This is a genomic window from Pseudokineococcus lusitanus, assembly GCF_003751265.1.
Taxonomy (GTDB): domain Bacteria; phylum Actinomycetota; class Actinomycetes; order Actinomycetales; family Quadrisphaeraceae; genus Pseudokineococcus; species Pseudokineococcus lusitanus.
On record NZ_RJKN01000003.1, the window covers coordinates 249,781 to 275,393 of the forward strand.

Genomic DNA, 25,613 nt, shown 5'->3' on the forward strand with positions numbered 1-25,613 from the left:
ACGACGCCGGCCGGTCCCCGCGGGGGCCGGCCGGCGTCGTCGGTCGGGGCGTCAGCCCTGGGCGCCGACCCGCTCGAGGACGAGCTCGCGGACGCGCTTGGCGTCCGCCGCGCCCCGCGTGGCCTTCATGACGGCGCCGACGACGGCGCCCGCCGCCGCGACCTTGCCACCGCGAATCTTCTCCGCGACGTCGGGCTGGGCCGCGAGCGCCTCGTCGACGGCCGCGACGAGCGCGGACTCGTCGGAGACGACCTCGAGCCCGCGGGCCGTGACGACCTCCGTGGGCGTGCCCTCGCCGGCGAGGACGCCCTCGAGGACCTCGCGCGCCATCCGGTCGGTGACGCGGCCGCTCTCCACGAGCCCGGCCAGCTCGGCCACCTCGGCCGGGCCGACGCCGAGCGCGGTGACCTCGACCTCCCGGGCGTTGGCGGTGCGGGCCAGCTCGCCGCCCCACCACTTGCGCGCGGCGGCGGGCGAGGCGCCCGCGGCGACGGTCTCGACGAGGACGTCGAGGAGGCCGGCGTTGACGACGTCGCGCATCTCGAGGTCGCTGTAGCCCCACTCGCCCTGCAGCCGCGCCCGCCGGGCGACGGGCATCTCGGGCAGCGTCGCGCGGACCTCCTCGACCCACGCGCGGGACGGCGTGAGCGGCACGAGGTCCGGCTCGGGGAAGTAGCGGTAGTCGTCGGCGTCGGACTTGGGCCGCCCGGACGTCGTCACGCCGGTGTCCTCGTGCCAGTGCCGCGTCTCCTGGACGACGGCGCCGCCGGCGTCGAGCACGGCGGCCTGGCGGGAGACCTCGTAGCGCACGGCCCGCTCGACGGACCGGAAGCTGTTGACGTTCTTCGTCTCGGTGCGCGTGCCGAGCGGCGCGTCGGGCGAGGGGCGCAGCGACACGTTGACGTCTGCGCGCATCTGGCCCTGCTCCATCCGGGCCTCGGAGACGCCGAGCGCCCGCAGCAGGTCCCGCAGCGCCGCGACGTACGCCCTGGCCACCTCCGGCGCCCGGGCGCCCGCGCCGAGCACGGGCCGCGTGACGATCTCCACGAGCGGGATGCCCGCGCGGTTGTAGTCGACGAGCGAGTGCTCGGCGCCGTGGATGCGGCCCGTGGCCCCGCCGACGTGCGTCGACTTGCCCGTGTCCTCCTCGAGGTGGGCGCGCTCGACCTCCACGCGCCACGGCGTGCCGTCCTCGAGGAGGACGTCGAGGTGGCCGTCCGCCGCGAGCGGCTCGTCGTACTGCGACGTCTGGAAGTTCTTCGGCATGTCCGGGTAGAAGTAGTTCTTCCGCGCGAAGCGGCACATCTCCGCGATGCCGCAGGACAGCGCGAGGCCGATGCGGATGCCGTGCTCGACGGCGAGGCGGTTGACGACCGGCAGCGCGCCGGGCAGCCCCAGCGAGACGGGCGTCACCTGGGTGTTCGGCTCGGCGCCGAAGACCGTCGGCGCGCCGTCGAACATCTTCGTCGCGGTGCCGAGCTCGACGTGGACCTCGAGCCCGATGACGACGTCGTAGCGGGCCGCGGCGTCGTCGTAGGGGACGACGGCGTCGCCGGTCCTGCTGGTGGCGGTGCTCATGCGGGGGCGACCTCCGGTCGGCCGGCGGTGACGGTGGGCACGGGGGGCAGCGACGCGAGCAGCGGCCCGCCCCGGCGGTCCTCGAGCAGCGCCTCGAGGGCGCCGCCCGCGCGGTAGAGGCGCTCGTCGGCCCGGGCGGGTGCGAGGAGCTGGAAGCCGACCGGCAGGCCGTCGTCGGACAGGCCGCTCGGCAGCGACATGCCCGGGACGCCGGCGAGGTTGGCCGGGATGGTCGCCACGTCCGCCGCGTACATCGCCAGCGGGTCGTCGAGCCGGCTGCCGAGGGGGAACGCCGTCGTCGGCGCCGTCGGCGAGACGAGGACGTCCGCCTGCGCGAAGGCCGCGTCGAAGTCGCGCTGGACGAGCGTGCGGACCTTCTGCGCCGAGCCGTAGTAGGCGTCGTAGTAGCCGGCCGACAAGGCGTACGTGCCGAGGACGACGCGCCGCTTGACCTCGGGGCCGAAGCCGGCGCCTCGGGTCGCCGCCATGACGCGCTCGGCGGTGACCGGGCCCTCGGCGGGCTCGACCCGCAGGCCGAAGCGCATGCCGTCGAAGCGGGCGAGGTTGCTCGACGCCTCGCTCGGCATGATCAGGTAGTAGGCGTCGAGCGCGTGCGCGAAGGTCGGGCACGAGACCTCGACGACCTCGGCGCCCGCGTCGGACAGCAGGTCGAGGGCGGCGCGGAAGCTCGCGAGCACGCCGGCCGAGAAGCCCTCCCCCACGAGCTCGCGGACGACGCCGACCCGCAGGCCGTGGACGTCGCGGGAGCGGGCCGCGTCGGCGAGCGCGCCCACCGGGTCCGTGAGCGACGTCGCGTCGCGCGGGTCGTGCCCGCCCATGACCTCGTGGAGCAGCGCGGCGTCGAGGACGCTGCGCGCGCACGGGCCGGCCTGGTCCAGGCTCGAGGCCATGGCGACGAGGCCGTAGCGGGAGATGCCGCCGTAGGTCGGCTTGACGCCGACGGTGCCGGTGACGGCGGCGGGCTGGCGGATCGAGCCGCCGGTGTCCGTGCCGACGGCGAGCGGGGCCTCGAAGGCCGCCACGGCCGCGGCGCTGCCGCCCCCGGAGCCGCCCGGCGTCCGGGTGAGGTCCCAGGGGTTGCGGGTGGGGCCGTAGGCGGAGTGCTCGGTCGAGCTGCCCATGGCGAACTCGTCCATGTTCGTCTTGCCGAGGACCGGCATCCCGGCGGCCCGCAGCCGCTCGACGAGCGTGGCGTCGTACGGCGGCACCCAGCCCTCGAGGATGCGCGAGCCCGCCGTCGTCGGCGTGCCCCGGGTGACGACGACGTCCTTGACGGCCACCGGCACGCCCGCGAGCGCGTGGAGGGGCTCGCCGGCGGCGCGGCGGGCGTCGACGTCGCGGGCGGTGGCCAGCGCGGCCTCGCCGGAGACGTGGAGGAAGGCGGCGACCCCCTCCTCGCCGCCGACCGTCCCGTCGACGGCGGCGATGCGGTCGAGGTGGGCGCGGACGACGTCCTCGCTGGTCACCTCGCCGGCGGCGAGGCGGGCCGCCGTCTCGGCCGCGCCGGCGAGGACGAGCGGGTCCGGCGTCGTGGGCGTCGGGCTCTGCGGGGCCATCAGTCCTCCTCGAGGATCTGGGGGACGAGGAAGCGGCCGTCGGCCGCGGCGGGCGCGCCCGCGAGGACCTCGTCGACGTCGAGAGCGGGCTGGACGACGTCCTCGCGGTAGACGTCGGCGAGCGGCATCGGGTGGCTCGTGGCCGGCAGGTCGTCGCGGCCGGCGACGACCGACGACACCGAGGCGACGGCGGCCACCACCGCGTCCAGCTCGCCCGCGAGCCGCTGGAGCTCCTCGGGGGTCAGGTCGATGCGGGCGAGCCCGGCGAGGCGTGCCACGTCGTCAGGTGTCAGGGCGGGCATGCCGCGAGTCTAGGGACCCGGCGGCGCCCGTCCGGCGGCCCGCGGACCGGGGCGGGCGCGGCCCGTCCGGCGGCGTGCGGGGCGAACGTTCACCGCCCCGCAGGCCGCCGGTCGCGGCGCGGCCACCCCCGGCGGGGCGGGCGCCCGTAGGCAGTCCCCGTGCGCGTGGTCGTCGTCGCCGAGTCCTGGACCCCGGACGTCAACGGGGTCACCCGCTCCGTCGCGCAGGTGCGCGACCACCTCGTCCGCCGGGGGCACGAGTGCCTCGTCGTGGCGCCCGAGGCCCGGCACCGGCCGGTGGTGGACCACGTCCCCACCGTCCGGGTGCCCGCCGTCCGGTGGCCCGGCGCGGGCGTCTCCGTGGGGCTGCCCGGCCCCCGCGTCGCGGAGGTCCTCCGCGCCGAGGCGCCCGACGTCGTCCACCTCGCCGCGCCGTTCTGCCTCGGCGCCCAGGCGGCGCGGGCGGCCGACCGGCTCGGCGTGCCGTCCGTCGCGGTCTACCAGACCGACGTCGCCGCCTTCGCCGCCGGCTACGGGCTGGGCGCGGGGCGGTCCGCCGCCTGGCGGTGGACCGCCGCCGTCCACGCCCTCGCGGGGCGCACCCTCGCCCCCTCCCGCGCGGCGGTGGCCGACCTGCACCGCCACCGCGTGCCCCGCGTGCACCTCTGGCCGCGCGGGGTCGACGCCGTCGCCTTCGCCCCGGCGCACCGCAGCGCGCGGCTGCGCGAGCGCTGGGCCCCGGGCGGGGAGGTGGTCGTCGGGTACGTCGGCCGCCTGGCCCCGGAGAAGCAGCTCCACCTCCTGGAGCCGCTGTCGCGCACGCCCGGCGTCCGCCTCGTCCTCGTCGGCGACGGCCCCGCCCGCGCGGAGCTGCGGGAACGGCTGCCCGGCGCCGTGCTCACCGGGCACCTGTCGGGCGCCGCCCTGTCCACGGCGACGGCGAGCCTCGACGTCTTCGTCCACCCCGGGCGGCACGAGACCTTCTGCCAGTCGCTGCAGGAGGCGCTCGCCGCGGGGGTGCCCGCCGTCGCCCCGGCCGCGGGCGGCCCGCTCGACCTCGTGCGGCCGGGCACCGGGCTCCTCTTCGCGCCCGACGACGCCGAGGACCTGCGCCGCTGCGTGCTCGAGCTCGTCGGCGACGGCGACCGTCGACGCGCCGCGGGCGCCGCCGCCCGCGCCTCGGTGCGCGACCGCACGTGGGAGAGCGTCGGGGACCGGCTGCTCGGCCACTACGCGGCCGTCCTCGCGGGCGACGACGTCGCCGGGCTCCCCGCGCCGCGGGCGGGCGGCCTCGGGACCCGCCGGCCGGGCGGCCGTCGCCGTCCCCTCGCCGCCCCGCGGGGCGCCGCGTGAGGGTCGTCCAGCTCGCGACCTTCGTCGCGCCGACGTCGGGCGGGCTGCGGACGGCCCTGGAGCAGTGGCGCCGCGGGTACGCCGCCGCGGGCCACGAGGCCGTCCTCGTCGCCCCCGGCCCCGGGCCGCGCTCGTCCGTCGAGGGCTGGACGGGCCCGGCCGCGGGCGCCGGCGAGGACGTCGGCACGGTCGTCCTCGTCCCGGCGCCCCGGGTGCCGGGCCGCAGCGGCTACCGCCTCCTGTGGCGCCGGGCCCCCGTGCGCCGCGTCCTCGAGGAGCTGGCGCCGGACCGGCTCGAGGTCTCCGACCGCTCGGTGCTCCGGTGGGCCGGGGCGTGGGCGGCGGCCGCGGGCGTGCCGTCGGTCGTCGTCTCGCACGAGAGCCTCGACGGGCTCGCCGGCCGGCGCTGGCCCGGCGGCGAGGACGGGCCCGCGGCGCGGTGGCGCCGCGCCGCCGTGGACCGCGCGAACGCCGCCACGGCGGCGGCCCACGACCGCGTCGTCGCGACGACTGCCTTCGCCGCCGCCGAGATGGAGCGCGTCGGCGCCCGGGTCGACCGGGTGCCGCTCGGCGTCGACCTCGTCACCTTCGCCGCGCCGTGCGCCGAGGACCGCGCCGCCGCCCGGGGCAGGGAGGGCGCGGAGGGCGCCGTGCGGCTCGTGCACTGCGGTCGCCTGTCGCCGGAGAAGGAGCCGCGCCGCAGCGTCGAGGCCCTGCGCGTGCTCCGCTCGCGGGGCGTCGACGCGACGCTCGACGTCCTCGGCGACGGGCCCTGCCGCCCGGCGCTCGAGCGGGCCGCCCGCGACCTGCCGGTGCGCTTCCACGGCTTCGTCGCCGACCGGGGCGCGCTGGCCCGCCGCCTCGGCGCGGCCGACGTCGCCCTCGCGACCGGACCGCTCGAGACCTTCGGGCTCGCAGCGCTCGAGGCGCTGGCCTGCGGCACGCCCGTGGTGGCCGCCGGCGCCGGCGCGCTGCCCGAGGTGGTCGGCGACGCCGGCGTGGCGGTCGACCAGGACGGCGCCGCCTTCGCCGACGGCGTGCTCGAGCTGCTCGCCCGTCCCCCACGGGCCCGCCGCGCGGCGGCCCGCCGCCGGGCCGAGACCTTCGGGTGGGCGGCGTCGTCCGCCGGGATGCTCGCCGTCCACGAGGCCGCCCGGAGCCGGGCCGGCTGAGGCCGGTCGCCCCGGACCCTCGTCAGCCGCGCGGGAGGTCGGCCCCGTCGTCGTCCGCGGCCTCGTCCGCCGCGGCGTCGGCGGGCCCGTCATCAGCGGCCCCGCCGTCGGCGGGCCCGTCCGTGCCGTCCTCCGCCCCCGCGGTCCCGTCGCCGTCCCCGTCGGGCGCCACCGCGTCGGCGTCCGCGAACGCCGACGGCCCCTGCTCGAGCAGCAGGACGAAGCCGGCCTCGTCGAGGACGCGCAGGCCCAGCTCGCGGGCCCGTGCCTCCTTCTGCCCGGCGTTCTCGCCGACGACGACGAAGTCGGTCTTCTTCGACACCGACGAGGACGCCTTGCCGCCGCGCGCGAGGATCGCCTCCTTGGCGCCGTCGCGGCTGAAGCCCTCGAGCCCGCCGGTCACGACGACGGAGACCCCCTCGAGGTGGCGCGGGGCGCTCTCGTCGCGCTCGTCCTCGAGCCGCACGCCGGCGGCGCGCCAGGCCTCGACGATCTCGCGGTGCCAGTCGACGGCCCACCAGGCGCGCACGGCCTCGGCGATGACGGGCCCGACGCCGTCGGCCGCGGCCAGCTCCTCGGTGGTCGCGCCCATGACGGCGTCGAGGGAGCCGAAGCGCGTGGCCAGCGAGCGGGCCGCGGTGGGCCCGACGTGGCGGACCGACAGCGCCACGAGCACCCGCCACAGCGGCCGGTCCCGGGCGGCGGCGAGGTTGTCGAGCAGGCGGCGCCCGTTGGCCGACAGGTCGCCGTTCGCGTTGCGGAACAACGGCACCCGCAGCACGTCGTCCTCGGTGAGCGCGAAGAGGCCGCCCTCGTCGGTGAGCACCCGGTCCGACGAGCCGACCGGGGCGCCGTCCTCCCCCGGGTCGCCCGCGGGCACGGCGCCCGAGCCGCCGTCGCGGCTGCCGCCGGCGTCGGGGACCCCGCCGAGGAGGGCGCCCGCCGCCTCCCAGCCGAGCGCCTCGACGTCGAAGGCGCTGCGGGAGGCGATGTGGAAGAGGCGCTCCCGCAGCTGGGAGGGGCAGGTGCGCGCGTTGGGGCAGCGGATGTCCTTGTCGCCCTCGCGCTCGTGCGCCAGGGCGGTGCCGCAGGAGGGGCAGTGCGTCGGCATGACCCACTCGGGGCCGCGCTCGGCGGGGTCGGCGTCAGCCGCGAGCACCGGCCCGAGCACCTCGGGGATGACGTCGCCCGCCTTGCGCACGACGACGACGTCGCCCGGGCGGACGCCCTTGCGGCGCACCTCGTCGCCGTTGTGGAGGGTGGCCAGCTCGACCGTCGACCCGGAGACCAGCACGGGCTCCATCCGCGCGTACGGGGTGACCCGCCCGGTGCGCCCGACGTTGACGGCGATCTCCAGCAGCCGGGTGGTGACCTCCTCCGGCGGGTACTTGTAGGCGATGGCCCAGCGCGGCGCCCGGCTCGTGGCGCCGAGGCGGCGCTGCAGCGCCAGGTCGTCGACCTTGACCACCGCGCCGTCGATCTCGTGCTCGACGTCGTGCCGGTGCTCCCCGGTGCGGCGGACGAAGGCGCGGACCGCCTCGACGTCGTCGAGCACCTGCACGTGCCGGCTCACCGGCAGGCCCAGGGCCGCGAGGCGCTCGTAGGCCGCCGACTGGGTCGGGACGTCGAGCCCCTGCCGCGCGCCGAGCCCGTGGACGACGACGCGCAGCGGGCGACGGGCGGTGACGCGGGGGTCCTTCTGCCGCAACGACCCCGCGGCGGCGTTGCGCGGGTTGGCGAAGGGCGGGCGGCCCGCCTCCACGAGCCCCGCGTTGAGGACGGCGAAGTCCTCCACCGGGATGAAGACCTCGCCGCGCACCTCGAGCAGGGGCGGCACGGCTCCACCGGCCGGGTCCAGCCGGTGCGGGACCCCCTGCAGCGTGCGGACGTTGAGGGTGACGTCCTCCCCCGTGCGCCCGTCGCCGCGGGTGGCCGCGCGCACGAGCGCCCCGTCCTCGTAGACGAGGTCCACGGCGAGCCCGTCGACCTTCGGCTCGCAGAGCCACCGGAGCACCGCGCCCTCGCCGGCGTCGCGCACGACGCGGCCCACCCACTCGTCGAGCTCCTCGGCGGTGAAGACGTTGTCGAGGCTGAGCATCCGCTCGAGGTGGTCGACGGCGGTGAACTCGGTGGAGAAGGTCCCGCCGACCCGCTGCGTCGGCGAGTCCGGGGCGGCGAGGTCGGGGTGCGCCTCCTCCATGGCCTGCAGCCGGCGGAGCAGCTCGTCGAAGGCGGCGTCGGGCAGGCTCGGCGCGTCGCGCACGTAGTAGGCGAACTGGTGGCCGCGCACCTCCTCGGCCAGCGCCGTCCACGCCCGCCGCTCGTCCTCGGTGGCGGGCGGGGGGACGGCGGCGGCCGGCGCCCCCTCCGGCGAGGTGGGCTCCGCGGGGTCCGGCGTGGCAGCGCTCGTCACGTCTCGCATCCTGCCGGAGCCCCCCGACAGCGGCGCCCCGACGGCGCGGGCGTCCCGGGCCCGGGACGCCCGGGACGCGGCGAGGGCCGCCCCGGGCCGCACGCTCTCGCGCGCGGCCGGGACGGCCCCCGGGTGGTGCGGTGGTGCAGCGGCGCGGACGCCGCGCCCGGCTCAGAGCTGGGCGGCGCCGGCCTTCAGCGCGTCCGCCTCGGCGGCGGCGAAGCGCGCGTCGAGGGCGGCCTCGGACTCGGCCTGGCGGTCCTCGGCGACGGCGAAGGCGCGCATGGCGGCCGCCGCGTCCTCGGCCGGGGCCGCGAACTGGCCGCCGAGCTCGCCGCGGATGCGGTTGCCCTCGCCGAGGGTCACCTCGCCCGTGTTGCCCTCGCCGGTGAAGTCGCCCGCGACGATGTTCTGGTCGACGAAGACGTCGGCCGAGTTCTCGTCGAGGGTCACGTCGCCGCCCCAGAAGCTGGCGGTCTCGCAGACCTCGACGGGGCCGTCGGCGCCGAGCTGCAGCGTGCCGCCGTTGCCCGTGTAGGTGGCGTCGCCGTAGACCTCGGACTCGCAGAAGACGGAGCCGTCCTCGTTGTCCGTGACGGTGAAGGTGCCGCCGATGGTCGAGTCGACGACGTCCGCGTAGAGGGTGCCGTTGCCGACGACGTTGCCGCCGACGGAGGACGACGAGATGAGCAGCTCGCCCGTGGCCACGTCGACGAGGCCGGAGACGGTGCTGTCGGACTCGAGCCAGGTGGTGCCGACGACCTCGGAGCCCTCGACCGCGCGGGCCACGACGGAGCCGGCGGACGACGCCTCGAGCGAGACGCCGAAGCCCTGGCGGGAGGTGATGCGGCCGGCGACCTCGGAGTCGATGAGGCCCACGAAGCCGTCCTCGGCGGCGGTGACGGCACCGGTGACGGTCACGCCGTCGCCGATGAGGTCGGCGCCGGCCGCGACGCGGACCGAGCCGTTGACCGTGACGCCGGTCAGGTCGCAGGACTGGCCGGCGGGGACGACGAGGTTGCCGGGGACCGTGACGTCGGCGGCGGTGCCGATGCAGCGGGTCGTCAGCGGCGCGCTGCTCGCGGGGACGGCGACGGCGACGACGGCACCGGCGGCCAGCAGGCTCCCGGCGGTGAGGGCGCTGATGAGCTTCATGAGCGGGTGGCTCCTTCGTGTGGCGAGCGGGTTGTCCGAGCGCCCGGTCCAGGGCGCACGGCATCGGTCGACCCGTCGGGCCGCGACTCGGGACGACGTCGACCTTCCGGACGTCGCGAACACTTCCACGCCGACTTCGTCCAGGCAATGAGTTCGGCGCGAACGAGGGCAGAACGTGAGGTGGACGACCACCCACGGCGACCCCCGGAGGGGTCGCCGACGTCGCCGGTCCCCCGCCCGGACCTGCGGAGGTGGCGCAGCGTGCCCGACGGCGCCGGAGCGCGACGGGACCGGTCCCGCTGCGCGACGAGGGGTCCCGCGGGACGGGGTCAGGCGGCGGCGACCTCGCCCAGGGCCTCGGCGGCGCCGCGCAGGCGCCGCAGGGCGGCCCGGGCCGCGGCCGGGGAGCGGTCCTCGAGGCCGCCGGCCGGGGTGAGGACGACGTCGGCGAGCCCCGCGGCGGGCAGGCCGACGCGCCGCCACGGCACGGCGACGGCGTCGCGCGCCGCCTCCACGTCCGGCGTCGTCCCCGCCGCGGCGGCCGAGGACGACGGCACGCCCGCCCACAGCCGCACCCCCGCCTCGACGGCGGCGGCGACGGCGTCCCAGCCCGGGGTGCCGAGGCGGTCCACGTCGACCCCGACGCCGTCCGCGCCCGCGGCGACGAGCACGCCGACGGGGGCCCCGGCGCCCCCGCAGCGGACGACGACGTCGGTGGCGCCGGCCCGGCGGGCGCCCGCGACGACCGTGCGGAGGGCCACCTCGACCTCCTCGGGCCGCACCGGCTCGAGGTGCCCGAAGCCGCTGCTGCGCCGCAGGCGGCCGTCGAGGACGGAGGGCAGCGACGGCTCGTCGAGCTGGACGACCCAGCGCGCGCCCGGCACGGCCCGGCGGAGGGCGGCGAGGTGGTCGACGAGGCCCTCGGCGAGGGACTCCGCGAGGTCGCGGCGGGCGCCGGCGTCGGAGACCGCCCGCTCGCCGCGGTGCAGGCGCAGGGAGGCGGCGAGGGTCCACGGGCCGGCGACCTGCGCCTTGAGCGGGCCGTCCCAGCCGTCGGCCGCCTCCGCGAGGGCGTCGAGGTCGGCCCGCCGCCACGCGTCGGCGCGGGCGGCGTCGCGCCCCGGACGGTCGACGAGGCGCCAGCCGGAGGGCTGGAGGTCGACCGCGAGCCCCGCGAGCAGGGCGGCCGTGCGCCCGACGGGCTCGGACCCCGGGCCGCGGGCGGGCATCTCGACGACGTGGGGCAGGCCCGGCGGCGTCGTCGGCTCGCCCAGCTCCCCCAGCACGGTGCGGGCGGCCTCGAGGGGGTCGCCCGCGGGCCAGCCACCGGTGCCCGTGACGCGGGCGAGCAGCGGCTCGCGGGACGCGGGCTCCGCACCGTCGGCGGCCCCGGCGGTACCGAGGGGGTCGTGCGGGGCGCCGTGCGGGGGCTGCGTCACGCACCGACGGTAGTCGGCGGCGGGCCGACGCCCCGCCGCCTCAGCGGGCGGCGGCCACGGTCGTCGAGCCGACGACCCGCGTGCCGTCGTAGAGCGCCAGCGTCTGGCCCGGCGCGACGCCGCGCACCGGCTCGGCGAGCTCGACCTCCACGGGGTCCGTGCCGGTGAGCACCGCGGGCACCTCCGCGCCGTGGGCGCGCAGCTGGGCGCCGAGGCGGGCGCCCGCCGCCGGGGCCGGGCCGCACCACACGGGCGCCCCGCCCGTGACCGACCGGCGCTCGAGCCGCTCGGCCGGGCCGACGACGACGTCGCCCGTCACGACGGACAGGGACAGGACGTAGCGCGGCCGCCCGTCCGCCGCCGGGGTGCCGAGGCGCAGGCCGCGGCGCTGGCCGACCGTCAGGCCGACGACGCCGTCGTGCTCGCCGACGACGGCGCCGCTCTCGTCCCGGACGACGCCGGGCGCCGACGGCACGCGGGCCCGGACGAAGCCGCGGGCGTCGCCGTCGGGCACGAAGCAGATGTCGTGGCTGTCGGGCTTGTCGGCCACGGCGAGACCGCGGTCGGCCGCCTCGGCGCGCACGTCGTCCTTCGTCGCGACGTCGCCGAGCGGCAGCAGCGCGCGCGCCAGCCGGTGCGGCGGCACGACGGCGAGGACGTACGACTGGTCCTTCGCGGCGTCGCGGGCGCGGTGGAGCGTCGGCGGCCCCTCCCCCGACGCGGGCGGCTCGAGGCGTGCGTAGTGGCCGGTGGCGAGGGCGTCGAAGCCGAGCGCCAGGGCCCGGTCGAGGAGGGCCGCGAACTTGACCCGCTCGTTGCACCGCACGCAGGGGTTGGGGGTGCGGCCCGCGGCGTACTCGGCCGTGAAGTCGTCGACGACGTCGGCCGTGAAGCGCTCGGAGAGGTCCCACACGTAGAAGGGGATGCCGAGGCCGTCCGCGGCCCGCCGGGCGTCGCCGGCGTCCTCGACGGTGCAGCAGCCGCGGGCCCGGGCGGGGCCCCCGCCCTGCGCGCCGCGGGACAGCGCGAGGTGGACGCCGACGACGTCGTGCCCGGCGTCGACGGCGCGGGCCGCGGCCACGGCGGAGTCGACGCCGCCGCTCATGGCGGCGAGGACCCTCACCGGGGCGCCCCGGCGACGAGCGGCCGCGACGGGGCCGCGGGGCGCGGGGGCGTCGCCGTGGCCGCCCGGGCGCGACGCGCGGCGGCGACGACGTCGGGCAGCGCGGCGAGCAGGGCGTCGACGTCCTCGGCGGTGCTCGTGCGGCCGAGGCTCACGCGGAGCGCCCCGAGCGCGTCCTCGCCCGTGGCACCGAGCGCGGTCAGCACGTGGCTGGCCTCGAGCGCCCCTGCGGCGCAGGCGCTCCCGGTCGAGACGGCGATGCCGCGGGCGTCGAGGAGGTAGAGGAGGGCGTCGGCGTCGCAGCCGGGCAGGGTCAGCAGCGTCGTCCCCGGCAGGGAGCGCGCCGGGTCACGCGTGCCGCGCAGGACCGCCTCGGGCGCAGCCCCTCCCGGGGCGGGCGACGCCGAGGGACTGCCGAGGACGCCGTCGAGCAGCCGCTCCCTGAGCCCGCGGAGGCGGGCGGCGACGGCGGGCCGCTCGGCCGCCGCGGCGGTGAGCGCGACGGCGAGGCCGCGGGCCTGCGCCGCCGCCGGCGTGCCCGCGCGCAGGCCCCGCTCGTGGCCGCCGCCGTGCTGGACGGCCGCGAGGGCGGTGCCGCGCCGGACGAGGAGCGCGCCCGTGCCGACCGGCGCCCCGACCTTGTGGCCGGAGACCGACAGCGCGGCGAGCCCGCTCGCGGCGAGGTCGACGTCCTGCGTGGCGGGGGCCTGGACGGCGTCGCTGTGCACGGGGACGCCGTGGGCCGCGGCGAGCGCGACGACCTCGTCGAGGGGCTGCAGCGTGCCGGTCTCGTTGTTGGCCCACATGACGCTGACGAGCGCCGTCGCCCCGGGCGCGGCGGCGAGCGCGGCGGCGAGGGCGTCGGTCCGGAGCCGGCCGACGTCGTCGACGGGCACGACGACGAGCTCGACCACCCCGGCGGCGGCGAGCCGTCGGGCGGGCTCGAGGACGGCCGGGTGCTCGACGGCGCCGACGAGCAGCCGGCGGCGCGCGGGGTCCGCGGCCTGCCGGGCGCGGACCAGTCCGGCGAGGGCGAGGTTGTCGGCCTCCGTGCCCCCGGAGACGAGGACGACCTCGTCGCCGCGGGCGCCGAGGGAGGCGGCGACCTCCTCGCGGGCGTCCTCGAGGACCTTGCGGGCCCGCCGCCCCTCGGCGTGGGCGGACGAGGGGTTGCCGACGTGCGCGGCCTCGGCCAGCAGGGCCTCGAGGGCCTCGGGACGCACGGGCGTCGTCGCGGCGTGGTCGAGGTAGACCCGCCGCGGCGCAGCGGCCGGCGTCCCGCGCTGCGTCCCGGGGAGGGGGTCCGTGGTCACCGCACGAGGGTAGGCACCCGCGCCGACCGTCGTCCCCGCCCGGGCCCCGTGGCCCGGGCGGGGAGGGGCGTCAGCGCGAGGGGCCGGCCAGGCGGTGCGCGGCGCTGCCGACGAGCTCGAGCGAGACCTGCAGGCGCTCGAGGCTGATGTTGCGGGCCACCGTGTCCTCCGGGGAGTGGTACGGCGGCTCGAGGACCGGCTGGCCGGCCGCCTCGCCGCGCCAGGAGAAGTTGCCGGCGGCGATGCCGACCTCCTGGAAGGACTGGTGGTCGCTCGCGCCGCGGGTGAAGACGGGCGTGAGCCGCGGGCCGTAGCCGAGCCGCTCTGCGGCGCCGACCACGGCGTCGGTGGCCGCGTTGGCCTGCCCGTCCCACGAGAGGACCCAGTACCGGTCGGCGGGGTCCCAGCTCGTCGCGACCATGTCGTTGTTGAGCACGGCGACGAGGCGGGCGCGCTCCTCCGGCGGCAGCTGCGCCACGTGGTACCGGCTGCCGACGAGGCCGAGCTCCTCGGCGCCCCAGAGGGCGACCTTGACGGCGCGCTGCGTCGCCATCGGCCGCAGCACCCGCGCCAGCTCGAGGCAGAGGCCGGTGCCGGAGCCGTCGTCGTTGGCGCCGGGCGCGCCGATGACGGTGTCGTAGTGGGCGCAGACCATGACGGCCTCGCCGCCCGGCGCCGGCGCCAGCCGCCCGCGCCGCTCGGCGAGCACGTTGGACGACGTGAGGCCCGTGTACGCGGTCGTCGAGACCTGCAGCGAGAGCGGGCCCGTCGCGAGAGCGGCACGCAGCCGGGCCTTCTGCGCCTGCGCGACGCCGACCACCGGCAGCGGCGTCGGCTCGACGAGCGTCGGCGACGAGGCCGAGGTGCGCCGCACGGGGTCGGCGGCGTCGGCGGGCAGCCGGACGACGGCGACGGCGCCGCGGGCGGCGGCCACGGGCACGGCGGCGCGCAGCACGTCGAGCGTGGCGGCGTCGACGAGCACGACGGCGCCCGCGAGGTCGGCCGGCCACTCGCCCGTCGGCAGGGTCCCGAGGTCGACGACCGTGCCCGTCACGGTCGTGCCCAGCCCGCCCTGCGCCGAGGCGCCCACCTGCCAGCAGAGGTCGTCCGGGAGCGGGGCGGCGCCAGGGGCGGCCGCGAGCTCGCCGAGGAAGCGGTCGGCGGTCGGGAAGGACTCGAGCTCGACGGTGTAGCCCAGGCCGTCGAGGACGCCCGCGAGGTAGTCGCGGGCGGCGTGCTCGGACGGGGTCCCGCCGATGCGGGGGCCGATGCCGTCGGCGAGGGCCGAGATGTGCTCGAGGGCGCGCTCGGCCGACGCCCGCGTGACGACGGCGCGGTCGGACGGGAGCAGCGCCGGGGGGCGGACGGCGCCCGGCCGGCGGTCGTCGGCGCCCCAGGCGGGCAGCGGCAGCAGCGCGCCACCGCCCAACGCCCCGGCGAGGCCGGCGAGCGCCGTCCGCCGGCGCGGGCCCGGGCGCGGCGGCGTGGTGGGCGTCGTCAGGGGCACGGACGTGGGCGGCGTGGGCTCGGGCACGGAGGACCTTCCGACGGGGCGATCCCGACCATCCGGACGGAAGGGACGGGACTCGCGACCGTAGGGCGGTACCGGGTGCGGGACAAGGGCCCTGCCGGTGACCCGCAGCACCTCGGCGGACGGGTGGTGGGCGCCGCCGCACCTCGCCGGGTCGCCCGGCTGGCACAGTGGGCGCCCGTGCCGACCGATGGGAGCAGCGTGAGCAGCGACGCCCCCGCCCCCGGCGCGCCCGGCGACGGCGGCACCGTCCGACCGGGCCGTCCGCACCCCCTCGGCGTCCATCTCGTCCCCGGAGGCGCGGGCGCGGCGGTGTACGCGCCGCACGCCGAGGCGGTCGACGTCGTCCTGCTCGACGGGCCCGCGGACGGCCCCCTCGAGGAGCGCCGCGTCCGGCTCCCCCACCGCACCCACGGCGTCCACCACGGGCACCTGCCCGGCGTCACGGCCGGGCAGCGGTACGGCCTCCGCGTCGACGGGCCGTGGGACCCGGCCCGCGGCCACCGGCACAATCCCGCCAAGCTCCTGCTCGACCCCTACGCCCGGGGCCTGGCACGGGAGGTGCGGCCCGACGCGACGCTCTTCGCGCACGAGGTGGACGACCGCTGGGCGCCCGTCGACGGCCCCGCGTCCGAGGGCGGGGCCCGTCGGCGCAGCGACCTCGACTCGGCCGCCGCGGCCGCGGTCGGCGTGGTCCTCCCCGGGCGCACGGCGGACCAGGACGCCCGGCCGCGGACGCCGTGGGACCGCACGGTCGTCTACGAGGCGCACGTGCGCGGGCTCACCGCCGCCCACCCCGACGTGCCGCCGGAGCTGCGCGGCACCTACGCGGCGCTGGGGCACCCCGCCGTCGTCGGGCACCTCGTCGACCTCGGCGTGACGGCGCTCGAGCTGCTGCCCGTCCACGCCGTCGCCGACGAGATGTCGCTCGTGCGCCGGGGGCGCCGCAACGCCTGGGGCTACAGCACGCTCGGCTACCTCGCGCCCGCGCCGCGCTACGCGAGCGCCGCGGCCCGCGCGGGCGGGGCGGCGGCCGTCGAGGCCGAGCTGGCGGGCGCCGTCGACGCGCTGCACGCCGCGGGCCTCGAGGTGCTGCTCGACGTCGTCTACAACCACACGGCCGAGGGCGGGGTCGAGGGCCCCAGCCTGTCCTTCCGCGGGCTCGGGGCCGCCGCGTACTACCGCCTCGACGCCGCCGGCCTCGACGTCGACGTCTCGGGCTGCGGCGGCACCCTCGACGCCTCGTCGGCGCGCGTGGTGGCCCTCGCCCTCGACTCGATGCGGCACTGGGCGACGACGTACGGCGTCGACGGATTCCGCCTCGACCTCGCGCCCGCCCTCGCCCGCGGGCGCGACCTCGGCTTCGACGCCGAGCACCCCTTCCTCGTCGCGGCCCGCGCGGACCCGGTGCTGGCCGACCTCAAGCTCGTCGCCGAGCCCTGGGACGTCGGGCCCTTCGGGTGGCGCACGGGGCAGTTCCCGCCGCCCTTCGCCGAGTGGAACGACCGCTTCCGCGACGACGTCCGCACCTTCTGGCTGGCCGACGCCGCGCGCGGCCGCCGCGGCGAGCCCGGTGGCGGCGTGCGCCACCTGGCCACCCGGCTCGCGGGGTCCGCGGACCTCTTCGCCCACGGCGCCGCGACCGACTCCTCGCGGCGCGGGCCGCTGGCGTCGGTCAACTTCCTCGCCGCGCACGACGGCTTCACGCTCGCCGACGCCACCGCCTACGAGCACAAGCACAACGAGGCCAACGGCGAGGACAACCGGGACGGCCACGGCGACAACCGGTCCGACGCGCACGGCGTCGAGGGGCCGACCGACGACGAAGCCGTGCTCGCGGCCCGACGGCGCTCGGTGCGCAACCTCCTCGGCACCCTGCTGCTGTCGGCCGGCGTCCCGATGCTGCTCGCCGGCGACGAGATGCTGCGCACCCAGGGGGGCAACAACAACGCCTACTCCCTCGACGACGCCTCGGTGTGGGTCGACTGGGAGGCCCTGCGCGCCGGCGGCCCCCGCGCCGACCTCGTGGCGACGACGCGCCACCTCCTCGCGCTCCGGCGCGAGCACCCCGCCCTGCGCCGCAGCACCTTCGCCGCGGGCGCCCCCGTCCACGACGACGGCACCACCGACCTCGCCTGGTTCGCGCCCGACGGCCGCCGCATGACGGAGGACGACTGGCACGACGGGCACCGCCGCACCCTGCAGATGCTCCTCCACGGCGCCCCGACGGGCGGGTCCTCGCTGCTGCTCGTGCTGCACGCCGGGTCGGTCGAGCAGGCGGTCGCCCTCCCCGGGCGCCCCTGGGCCGCCACGTGGGACCTGCTGTGGGACAGCGAGGCCGAGCGCCCCGAGCACGTGGCGCCCACCACGGTCCACGACGGCGGCGGTCTCGTCGTCGGGCCGACGTCGCTGCTGCTGCTGGCGGCGCGGCCGGCCTGAGCCGGGCCCCTGCGCCGACCGACCGGCCGGGCGGACGGGCGGGCTGCCCGGCCGGCTTCGGCGGCCCGGCCGCGTCGCTCCGCCCCCGGGTCCGGCGGCAGGCCCACCGCGCCGCGGTGAGGAGCTCGCGTCCGGCCCGGCGAGGACCTGCTCGGCCGGCGCGCCCCCGCCGCCGGCGCGCGCCCCGGGGACCACCAGCCCTCACCCGCGCGGAGGACAGCCGTCGGCGCGACGACCGGTCCGTGGTGACTCGACGGGGTCCCGGCAGCGACCCGCGGAGGTGTGGACAGCGGGAGCGGATGTCGGGCCCCTCCACTAGACTTCGAACACACGTTCGACGGTGAGGGAGGGGTGGCGATGGCGCGGCAGCAGCCCGACGACGAGGCGCGCGACGACGCCGTCGTCCCCGCACCCGCCGGCCCCGTCGGTCCGCTCGACGTCCCGGTCGGCGACCTGCCGGTCTCCCGCCGCGCGGGTCGGGAGGTCCTGGACCGGCTCCGCGACGCCCACGCGGCCGCGTCGGCCCAGCACGCCGCGCTTCTGGGGCTGGTGGCCGACCTCGTCGACGAGGTCGCCGCCGCCCTGGGCGTCCCGGTCGACGGGGACCCGGTCGAGACCGCCCGTTTCGGCCGGCTCGGCGGGGACCCGGCCGAGGCCGTGGTCACCGAGATCGCCCTCGCCCTGCGGGTCGGGGTCGCGGGGGCGCGGCGACTGGTGCAGGACGCGCTCGCGCTGACGACCGTGCTGCCGCAGACCCGGGCCGCGCTGCGCAGCGGAGGCATCTGCCCCGCCCGGGCGCACGCGGTCGTCACCGGCACTGCCGGTCTGACGCCGGAGCAGGCCCGCTGGGTCGACGCCGAGGTCGCCGAGGACCTGCCCCGCCTGGACCCGCCCGGCGTGAAGCGGAAGGTCCGGGCGTTGGTCGCCCGGCTCGAGGTCGACGCGACCAACCGCCGGGCCCGGTACGAGACCTGCCGCCGCCGGGTCCTGGTCCAGCCGCTGGGTGACGGGGCGGCCGAGCTCGTCGCCACCGGACCCGTCGCCGACATCACCGCCCTGTTCCACCGCCTCGACACGTGGGCGCGCACCCGCACCGGCCCCAACGCGAGCGCGGACCCGCACGCCGCGGTCGCCGCCGGACTGGACCCCGTCACCACCGACACCACCGGGCTGCCCGACCGCCGCGGCGTCGACGCCCGCCGCTTCGACGCCCTCGTCGGCCTGGTCACCGACACCGGTGCCGGCCCACGGAAGGACGGCCGTGCCCACACCGGGCAGTGCCACGGCCCGTCCCTCAACGTCTCGCTCCCGACGCTGCTCGGCCTCGACGACGAGACCGCGTGGCTCGCCGGCCACGGCGCGGTCCCGGCCGACATCGCCCGCGAGCTCCTCGCCGCCGGCCACCCCTTCCGCCGGGTCCTCACCGACTTCTTCACCGGGAAAGTGCTTGGCGTCGACGGACACCTCCACCACCTCCCAGCCGCCGGGACCCGCACGACGACGCCTGGGCTCACCACCGGCGCGACGACCGTCCCGGCGGTGGTGACGCCCACCACGGCTCCTCCGCCCTCCCCTGCACCGGACGCCGGCCTCGACGCGGTGCCCGACCCACCGGGCGACCAGCGGACCACAGCGACAGCCGTGCCCCCGCCGACGACGACCACGGAGCCGGCACCCCCCGGCCTTACCGACAAGGTCACGCCCGGCACCACCACGCCCGGCACCACCACGCCCGGCACCACCACGCCCGGCACCACCACGCCTCCCTGGGCCCGGACAGGAGCTGATGCGTCCGACGCAGCGACGCCGTCCTCGTCGACCTGCCCTCTCGCTGGCCTGCCCACCGACTACGTCCCCACCGCCGAGCAGTCCCGCTACGTCCGGACCGCGCTGCCCGAGTGCACCCACCCCGGCTGCACCCAGCCCTCGGTCCGCTGCGACCTCGACCACCAGGTACCCCACGGCGCCGGTGGCCCGACCTGCGAGTGCAACCTCCGCCCCCGCTGCCGCAAGCACCACCAGTGCCGCACCCACTACGGCTGGCAGGTCGAGGCCATCACCGACGACCCCGACGACCCGCACGGCCTCGGCACCCGCTGGACCTCACCCCTCGGCCTCGTCCACGACGACCCCGCACCACCCTTCCTCCCCCGACCCATCACCAGCCGCGACGACGACGGCACGCCCCTGCCCACCGGCTGGGGCGACCTCGGCGATCCCCTCGACTGCTCGTACCCGACCGTCGACATGGCCTGGCCCGGCGCCGCCCTGCTCATCAGCGCTGCCGTCACCGCGACCGCCCACCACCGCGAACCGCCCGCGTCGCCGGCCCCGCCGACCGACGACGACCCGCCGCCCTTCTGACGCCGGCACCACCGCGTCGGCCTCGTCGTGACCCGTCGCCACGGTGGCCCCGGGCTCCCAATACCCACCGTCCCGAGCGGTTTTGACAGCGACGCCGGACGCTGCCTACCGTCCCGTCCAGGTCACGAGAACCAGCGCGAAGCCCCGGCTCGCTGGTCAGCAACCCTCCGCCACGGCGGGGTGCTCCGGGTGAGGACCAGGTGGACGCCCCACGACGGCGCGTCCGCAAGCGTGGCCCGACCGGGCCTCGTCTCCGCGTGCGCGGCGGCCGGTGCCGTCGCGCCTGCTGCCAGGAGCGCACCGCCCGTGATCGAGCTGTCCGGCCTCGTCAAGACCTACGCGGCGCCCCGGCGCCGGGGCGGCCTGCGGCAGCTCGTCGCGCGGCGGACCTCGGACGTGGACGTCGTCGTCGAGGACGACGCGCCGGTCCGCACGGGCGAGGTCCGCGCGCTCGACGGCGTGAGCATCTCCGTCCCGGCGGGCGACGTCGTCGGCGTCGTCGGCCCCAGCGGCTCCGGCAAGAGCACCCTCGCCCGCTGCGTCAACCTCCTCGAGCGCCCGGACGCCGGCCGCGTCGTCGTCGACGGGCAGGACCTCACCGCGCTCGACGCCGGCCGGCTGCGCACGGCCCGCCGCAGCATCGGCATGGTCTTCCAGCACTTCGACCTCCTCGGCTCGCGGACCGCGCTCGGCAACGTCGCGCTGCCGCTGGAGCTCGCGGGCGTCGGCCGGCGCGAGCGCGAGACCCGCGCCGCGGAGCTGCTCGAGCGCGTCGGCCTCGCCGACAAGAAGGCCTCCCGGCCGTCCCAGCTGAGCGGCGGCCAGCAGCAGCGCGTCGCCATCGCCCGCGCCCTCGCCGCCCGCCCGTCGGTCCTGCTGTGCGACGAGGCCACCTCCGCCCTCGACCCCGGCTCCACGGCCGGCGTCCTCGCGCTCGTCCGGGAGCTCCGCGACGAGCTGGGCCTCACGGTCGTCGTCGTCACGCACGAGATGGACGTCGTCCGGGCCGCCTGCGACAGCGCGGTCCTGCTCGAGCACGGCCGGGTCGTCGACGAGGGCCGGCTGGCCGACGTCGCCGCCCGCCCCGGCTCGCCCCTGGCCACCCGCCTGCTGCCGGCGCCCGCCCGGCCCCCGGTGCGGCCCGGCAGCGCGCTGCTCCAGCTCGTCGTCACCGACGGCTGGGACGGGCAGGCCGGGCCCGACGGCGGCGGCGGACCCGGCGAGGCGGTGATGACGTCGCTCGTGCGCGAGCACGGGCTCGACGTCTCGGTCGTCGGCGGCCGGGTCGAGACCCTCGGCGGTCGCCGGGCCGGGCACCTCCTCCTCGAGGTCGCCGGCGGGGCCGCCGAGCACGCCGCCCGGCTGGGCGGCGCCACGGACGCCTTGCGCGCCCGCGGCGTCCTCCTGGAGGTGGCGGCGTGAGCGAGCTGCTCTCCCTCGCCCCGCAGCTGGCCGAGGCCACCCGCGAGACGCTGACGATGGTCGCCACGGCGACCGTCCTCGCCGTCCTCGGCGGGATCCCCCTCGGCGTCCTGCTGCTCGTCGTCTCGCCGGGCGGTCTCGCGCCGCACCCGCTCGCGCACCGGCTGCTCGGCCTGCTCGTCGACCTCGGCCGCTCGCTGCCCTTCATCATCCTGCTCGTCGCCGTGGCCCCGGTGACCCGGCTCCTCGTCGGGACGACGATCGGCTCCTGGGCCGCCGTCGTGCCGCTGACCATCGGCGCCGTGCCCTTCCTCGCGCGGCTCGTCGAGACGTCGTTGCGCGAGGTGGCCCCCGGCAAGGTGGCCGCCGCCCTCTCCATGGGCGCGCGGCGGCGGGACGTCGTCCGCACCGTCCTCCTGCCGGAGGCGCTGCCGTCGGTCGTGGCCAGCTGCACCGTCACCGTCGTGGCGCTCGTCAGCTACTCGGCGATGGCCGGCGCGGTGGGCGGCGGCGGGCTCGGCGACTTCGCCATCCGCTACGGCTACCAGCAGTTCCGGACGGACATCACGCTCGTGACCGTCGCCCTCCTGCTCGTCGTCGTCCAGGTGCTCCAGCAGGGCGGCGAGGCCCTCGCCCGCCGCCTCGCGCACCGCTGACGACGCCCCCCGGGCGCCCGGCGCCCACCCGCACCACCGACCCGCCCGCCGCGGGCCGTCCCGTCGTCCCCCGTCCCGCCCGACCAGGGCTCCCGCACGCCCTCGCCCACCGACCCGGAGGTCCCCCGTGCCCACCACCCGCCGCCCCCGCACCGCCGTCGCCCTCGGCGCGGCCGCCGCGCTCGCCCTCTCGCTGTCCGCCTGCGGCGGCGGGGAGGCCGAGCTGAGCGCGGCCGACGAGCCGCTGCGCGTGGGCGCCTCGCCGGTGCCCCACGCGGAGATCCTCCGCTTCGTGCAGGACGAGCTGGCCGAGGACGCCGGGCTCGACCTCGAGGTCGTCGAGTTCACCGACTACGTGCAGCCCAACGTGGCCCTCGAGGACGGCTCGCTGGACGCCAACTACTTCCAGACCATCCCGTACCTCGAGGAGCAGGAGCGCACGGCCGGCTACGACTTCGCCGCGCTCGAGCCCGTCCACGTCGAGCCCCTCGGCATCTACTCGCAGAGCCTCGGGAGCATCGACGACGTCCCGTCGGGCGCGACCGTCGCCATCCCCAACGACCCGACGAACGCCGCCCGCGCGCTGCGGCTGCTCGAGGCCGAGGGCCTCGTCGTCCTCGCCGACACGGGCGAGGACGCGCCGACCGCCCTCGACGTGCAGGAGGGGGGCCGCGACCTCGACATCACCGAGGTCGAGGCCGCGCAGGTCCCGCGCTCGCTCCAGGACGTCGACATCGCCGTCGTCAACGGCAACTACGCCATCGACGCCGACCTCTCCCCCGCCGACGACGCCCTGGCCCTCGAGGCCGCCGAGGGCAACCCCAACGCGAACCTCGTCGTCGTCCGGACGGGCGACGAGGACGACGAGCGCATCCAGCTGCTCGAGCAGCTCCTGCACTCCGACGAGACGCGCACCTTCATCGAGGAGCAGTACGAGGGCGCGGTCATCCCGGCCTTCTGAGCCACGCCGCGGCGGCGCCACGGCGCGCGGCCCCGGACGCACGAGCGCCCCCGCCCGGTCCGGGCGGGGGCGCTCGTGCGTCGGCGGTCAGGCGTTGGCGACGAGCCCCAGCTCGGTCGGCGCCGCGAGCAGCTCGTGGTGCGGCAGGACGCGCACCGTGTAGCCGACGGCGCCCGTGCGCCGCAGCGGCACCTCGCCGGCGTAGCGGTGCCGCCCGTCCTCGAGCGCCTCGACGTGCGAGAGGCGGACGGTGCCCGTGGCGACGAGCTCGTCCGTCGCCGTGACGCGGCCGTGGACCACCTGCACCTCGACGTCCTCGGGCGCGAGCTGCCCGAGCGAGACGTAGGCGTGGACGCCGAGGACGTCGCCGAGCAGCGGCGTGTCCGGCAGCCCGACCGACTCGGCGTGGTCGACGCGCACCGACGACCAGCCGCCCCGGACGTGCTCGACCCACGTGGCGAGTCGCCGCGCGCCGGCGTGGCCCTCCGCGGCGACGGCCCGGCCGCTCGCGGCGGCGGGCACGTACAGCCGCTCGACGTACTCCGCCACCATCCGCGACGCGAGCACCTTCGGCCCGAGCACCGACAGCGTGTGGCGCACCATCTCGAGCCAGCGCGCCGGCGGCTCGTCGCCCCCGGCGCCGGTGTCGTAGAACCGGGGCGCGACCTGCTGCTCCACGAGGTCGTACAGCGCCGCCGCCTCGAGGTCGTCGCGGCGGCCTTCGTCCTCGACGCCGTCGGCCGTGGGGATGGCCCAGCCGTTCTCGCCGTCGAACCACTCGTCCCACCACCCGTCGAGGATGGAGAGGTTGAGGCCGCCGTTGAGGGCGGCCTTCATGCCCGAGGTGCCGCAGGCCTCGAGGGGGCGCAGCGGGTTGTTGAGCCAGATGTCGCAGCCCGGGTAGAGCGTCTGCGCCATGCCGATGTCGTAGTCCGGCAGGAAGACGATGCGGTGGCGCACGGCCGGGTCGTCGGCGAAGCGCACGAGCTGCTGGATGAGCGCCTTGCCGGAGTCGTCGGCCGGGTGCGACTTGCCGGCGATGACGAGCTGCACGGGCCGGGTCGGGTGCAGCAGCAGCGCCTTGAGGCGCTCGGGGTCGCGCAGCATGAGCGTGAGCCGCTTGTACGTCGGCACCCGCCGGGCGAAGCCCATGGTGAGCACGCCGTCGTCCATCACCTCGTCCACCCAGCCGAGCTCGGCGGCCGAGGCGCCCCGCTCGAGCCAGGAGGCGCGCAGCCGCCGCCGCACCTCGGCGACGAGCGTCGCGCGCATCTCGCGGCGCACCGCCCACAGCCGGTCGGCGGGCAGGTCCGCCGCGGCGGCCCACGCCTCGACGTGCCGGGTCGGGTACTGGCCGGCGGCCTCGTGGACGAGGTCGTCGAGGCGGCGGTCGACCCACGTCGGCGCGTGGACGCCGTTGGTCACCGAGGTGATGGGCACCTCGTCGACGTCGAGCCCCGGCCAGAGGCCGTCGAACATGCCGCGGCTCACGTCGCCGTGGAGCTGCGAGACGCCGTTGGCGCGCTGCGCGAGCCGCAGGCCCATGACGGCCATGTTGAAGATGCCGGGCTGGCCGCCCGGGTAGCTCTCCGCGCCGAGGGCCAGGAGGCGGTCGCCGTCGACGGCGGGCACGGCCGCCGTGACGAGGGCCCGGACCTGCTCGGCGTCGAAGCGGTCGATCCCGGCGGGCACCGGCGTGTGCGTCGTGAAGACGGTCGCCGCGCGGCCCGCCTGCAGCGCCGCCTCGAGGCCGAGGCCCGCGCCGAGCGCCTCGCCGATGCGCTCGACGCCGAGGAAGCCGGCGTGGCCCTCGTTGGTGTGGAAGACCTCCGGCGCGGGGGCGCCGGTGAGGCGCGACCAGAGCCGCAGCGCCCGGACGCCGCCGATGCCGAGCAGCATCTCCTGCAGGAGCCGCTTCTCCCCGCCGCCGCCGTACAGCCGGTCGGTGGTCGCGCGCAGGTCGGGGTCGTTCTCCTCGACGTCGGAGTCGAGCAGCAGCAGCGGCACGCGGCCGACGTCGGCCCGCCACACGTGCGCGTGGAGCGTGCGGTCGCCCGGCAGGGCGAGGGAGACCCGGCACGGCGTGCCGTCCGCCTCGCGGAGCTGGGTGAGCGGCAGGCCCGCGGGGTCGAGGACGGGGTAGGTCTCCGTCTGCCACCCGTCCCGGGACAGGGACTGCCGGAAGTAGCCCTGCTGGTAGAGCAGGCCGACGCCGACGACGGGCACGCCGAGGTCCGAGGCCGCCTTGAGGTGGTCGCCGGCGAGGATGCCGAGGCCGCCGGAGTACTGCGGCAGGACGGACGTGACGCCGAACTCCGGGGAGAAGTAGGCGACGGCGGCGGGCCCGCCGCCCTCCCACCCGGCGGTGGCGCCCTGGTACCAGCGCGGCTCGGAGAGGTAGGTGTCGAGGTCGGTCTCGGCGGCGCGGACGCGGGCGACGAGCGCCTCGTCCTGCGCGAGCTCCGCGAGGCGGTCCGGCCCGATCTCGGCGAGAAGGGCCACGGGGTCGTGGCCCACCTCGTCCCAGACCGCGGCGTCGACGTCGCGGAACAGGTCCTGCGTCGGCGGGTGCCAGGACCACCGCAGGTTGTGCGCCAGGCGGCCGAGGGCGGCCAGCGGCGTGGGCAGAGCGGTGCGGACGGTGAACCGTCGGATGGCTCTCACGGGCGCGGAGCGTAGCCACGCGGGGCCCCCGCGTCCCCCCTCGTCGCCAGGGCGAGACGCCCGGGCCCCGCCCGTGCCCCTCCTCCCGGACGGCCCCGCCCCGGTCCCCCGCGTCACCGGGTGAGGTCTGCCCGACCTCGGTACGTTCGCC

Annotated in this window: 17 protein-coding genes and 1 riboswitch; of the genes, 7 read left to right on the top strand and 10 right to left on the bottom strand. The window is 78.2% G+C overall.

Features of this window, described 5'->3' with window-relative positions:
* Positions 1–51 precede the first annotated feature (51 nt).
* The 3 genes from gatB to gatC are packed head-to-tail and all read right to left on the bottom strand — an operon-like array spanning position 52 to position 3,457.
* Positions 52–1,578, bottom strand: a complete 1,527-nt coding sequence (gene gatB / locus EDC03_RS07105; RefSeq protein ID WP_123379506.1) for an Asp-tRNA(Asn)/Glu-tRNA(Gln) amidotransferase subunit GatB — start codon at positions 1,576–1,578, stop codon at positions 52–54.
* Positions 1,575–3,155 carry an Asp-tRNA(Asn)/Glu-tRNA(Gln) amidotransferase subunit GatA gene (gene gatA, locus EDC03_RS07110; protein ID WP_123379507.1) on the bottom strand — a complete coding sequence of 527 codons (1,581 nt, stop codon included), beginning with the start codon at positions 3,153–3,155 and terminating at the stop codon, positions 1,575–1,577. Before gatA ends, gatB begins: the two co-directional genes overlap by 4 nt.
* Positions 3,155–3,457, bottom strand: coding sequence for an Asp-tRNA(Asn)/Glu-tRNA(Gln) amidotransferase subunit GatC (gene gatC / locus EDC03_RS07115; protein WP_123379508.1), 303 nt, complete (start codon positions 3,455–3,457; stop codon positions 3,155–3,157). Before gatC ends, gatA begins: the two co-directional genes overlap by 1 nt.
* A gap of 159 nt (positions 3,458–3,616) precedes the next feature.
* On the opposite strand from gatC, the gene EDC03_RS07120 reads away from it, so the two are divergent.
* Positions 3,617–4,810: a glycosyltransferase gene (locus EDC03_RS07120; protein WP_123379509.1), complete on the top strand. Its 1,194-nt coding sequence runs from the start codon at positions 3,617–3,619 to the stop codon at positions 4,808–4,810.
* On the top strand, positions 4,807–5,982 hold the full coding sequence (locus tag EDC03_RS07125; protein WP_123379510.1) for a glycosyltransferase: 1,176 nt from the start codon (positions 4,807–4,809) through the stop codon (positions 5,980–5,982). The genes EDC03_RS07120 and EDC03_RS07125 overlap by 4 nt, the downstream gene beginning before the upstream one ends.
* A 22-nt stretch (positions 5,983–6,004) precedes the next feature.
* Here the strand turns inward: EDC03_RS07125 and ligA are convergent, their stop codons facing one another.
* From ligA to EDC03_RS07155, 6 genes are all read right to left on the bottom strand, one after another.
* Entirely contained in the window at positions 6,005–8,404 is a 2,400-nt protein-coding gene (ligA, locus tag EDC03_RS07130) for an NAD-dependent DNA ligase LigA (protein WP_123379714.1), read from the bottom strand.
* Between the two features lie 162 nt (positions 8,405–8,566).
* Positions 8,567–9,550, bottom strand: coding sequence for a hypothetical protein (locus EDC03_RS07135; RefSeq protein ID WP_123379511.1), 984 nt, complete (start codon positions 9,548–9,550; stop codon positions 8,567–8,569).
* A gap of 329 nt (positions 9,551–9,879) precedes the next feature.
* Positions 9,880–10,989 (bottom strand): uroporphyrinogen decarboxylase/cobalamine-independent methonine synthase family protein, encoded by a 1,110-nt coding sequence (locus EDC03_RS07140; RefSeq protein ID WP_199720014.1) that lies wholly within the window; start codon positions 10,987–10,989, stop codon positions 9,880–9,882.
* Positions 10,990–11,029: 40 nt separating this feature from the next.
* A complete protein-coding gene (mnmA, locus tag EDC03_RS07145) occupies positions 11,030–12,112 on the bottom strand; it encodes a tRNA 2-thiouridine(34) synthase MnmA (RefSeq protein WP_277872066.1) in 1,083 nt (360 codons plus the stop codon).
* Complete coding sequence (locus tag EDC03_RS07150) at positions 12,109–13,425, bottom strand: cysteine desulfurase family protein (protein ID WP_123379512.1); 1,317 nt, start codon at positions 13,423–13,425, stop codon at positions 12,109–12,111. Before EDC03_RS07150 ends, mnmA begins: the two co-directional genes overlap by 4 nt.
* A 70-nt stretch (positions 13,426–13,495) precedes the next feature.
* Positions 13,496–14,959 (bottom strand): M28 family peptidase, encoded by a 1,464-nt coding sequence (locus EDC03_RS07155; protein WP_199720015.1) that lies wholly within the window; start codon positions 14,957–14,959, stop codon positions 13,496–13,498.
* 198 nt (positions 14,960–15,157) lie between these two features.
* Here EDC03_RS07155 and glgX point away from each other — a divergent pair, with 198 nt between their 5' ends.
* The 5 genes from glgX to EDC03_RS07180 all read left to right on the top strand — a co-directional run bounded on the left by glgX (position 15,158) and on the right by EDC03_RS07180 (position 22,798).
* Complete coding sequence (gene glgX, locus EDC03_RS07160) at positions 15,158–17,395, top strand: glycogen debranching protein GlgX (protein ID WP_123379513.1); 2,238 nt, start codon at positions 15,158–15,160, stop codon at positions 17,393–17,395.
* Between the two features lie 357 nt (positions 17,396–17,752).
* Positions 17,753–19,759, top strand: coding sequence for an HNH endonuclease signature motif containing protein (locus tag EDC03_RS07165; RefSeq protein ID WP_123379514.1), 2,007 nt, complete (start codon positions 17,753–17,755; stop codon positions 19,757–19,759).
* Between the two features lie 120 nt (positions 19,760–19,879).
* Positions 19,880–19,997: riboswitch (SAM riboswitch) on the top strand.
* 68 nt (positions 19,998–20,065) lie between these two features.
* Complete coding sequence (locus EDC03_RS07170; RefSeq protein WP_199720016.1) at positions 20,066–21,181, top strand: methionine ABC transporter ATP-binding protein; 1,116 nt, start codon at positions 20,066–20,068, stop codon at positions 21,179–21,181.
* Between the two features lie 56 nt (positions 21,182–21,237).
* Positions 21,238–21,837: a methionine ABC transporter permease gene (locus EDC03_RS07175; RefSeq protein ID WP_199720055.1), complete on the top strand. Its 600-nt coding sequence runs from the start codon at positions 21,238–21,240 to the stop codon at positions 21,835–21,837.
* 127 nt (positions 21,838–21,964) lie between these two features.
* On the top strand, positions 21,965–22,798 hold the full coding sequence (locus tag EDC03_RS07180) for a MetQ/NlpA family ABC transporter substrate-binding protein (protein WP_123379516.1): 834 nt from the start codon (positions 21,965–21,967) through the stop codon (positions 22,796–22,798).
* Positions 22,799–22,885: 87 nt separating this feature from the next.
* On the opposite strand, the gene glgP is transcribed toward EDC03_RS07180, so the two are convergent.
* The gene (glgP, locus tag EDC03_RS07185) at positions 22,886–25,462 is read right to left on the bottom strand and encodes an alpha-glucan family phosphorylase (protein WP_123379517.1); all 2,577 of its coding nucleotides are present in this window, start codon (positions 25,460–25,462) and stop codon (positions 22,886–22,888) included.
* Positions 25,463–25,613: the final 151 nt, after the last annotated feature.

Bases quoted from the DNA above. Each gene is read 5' to 3' on its own strand.
- gatB (WP_123379506.1), bottom strand. From the start codon at position 1,578: ATGAGCACCGCCACCAGCAGGACCGGCGACGCCGTCGTCCCCTACGAC.
- gatA (WP_123379507.1), bottom strand. From the start codon at position 3,155: ATGGCCCCGCAGAGCCCGACGCCCACGACGCCGGACCCGCTCGTCCTC.
- gatC (WP_123379508.1), bottom strand. From the start codon at position 3,457: ATGCCCGCCCTGACACCTGACGACGTGGCACGCCTCGCCGGGCTCGCC.
- ligA (WP_123379714.1), bottom strand. From the start codon at position 8,404: ATGCGAGACGTGACGAGCGCTGCCACGCCGGACCCCGCGGAGCCCACC.
- EDC03_RS07135 (WP_123379511.1), bottom strand. From the start codon at position 9,550: ATGAAGCTCATCAGCGCCCTCACCGCCGGGAGCCTGCTGGCCGCCGGT.
- EDC03_RS07165 (WP_123379514.1), top strand. From the start codon at position 17,753: ATGGCGCGGCAGCAGCCCGACGACGAGGCGCGCGACGACGCCGTCGTC.
- EDC03_RS07175 (WP_199720055.1), top strand. From the start codon at position 21,238: ATGGTCGCCACGGCGACCGTCCTCGCCGTCCTCGGCGGGATCCCCCTC.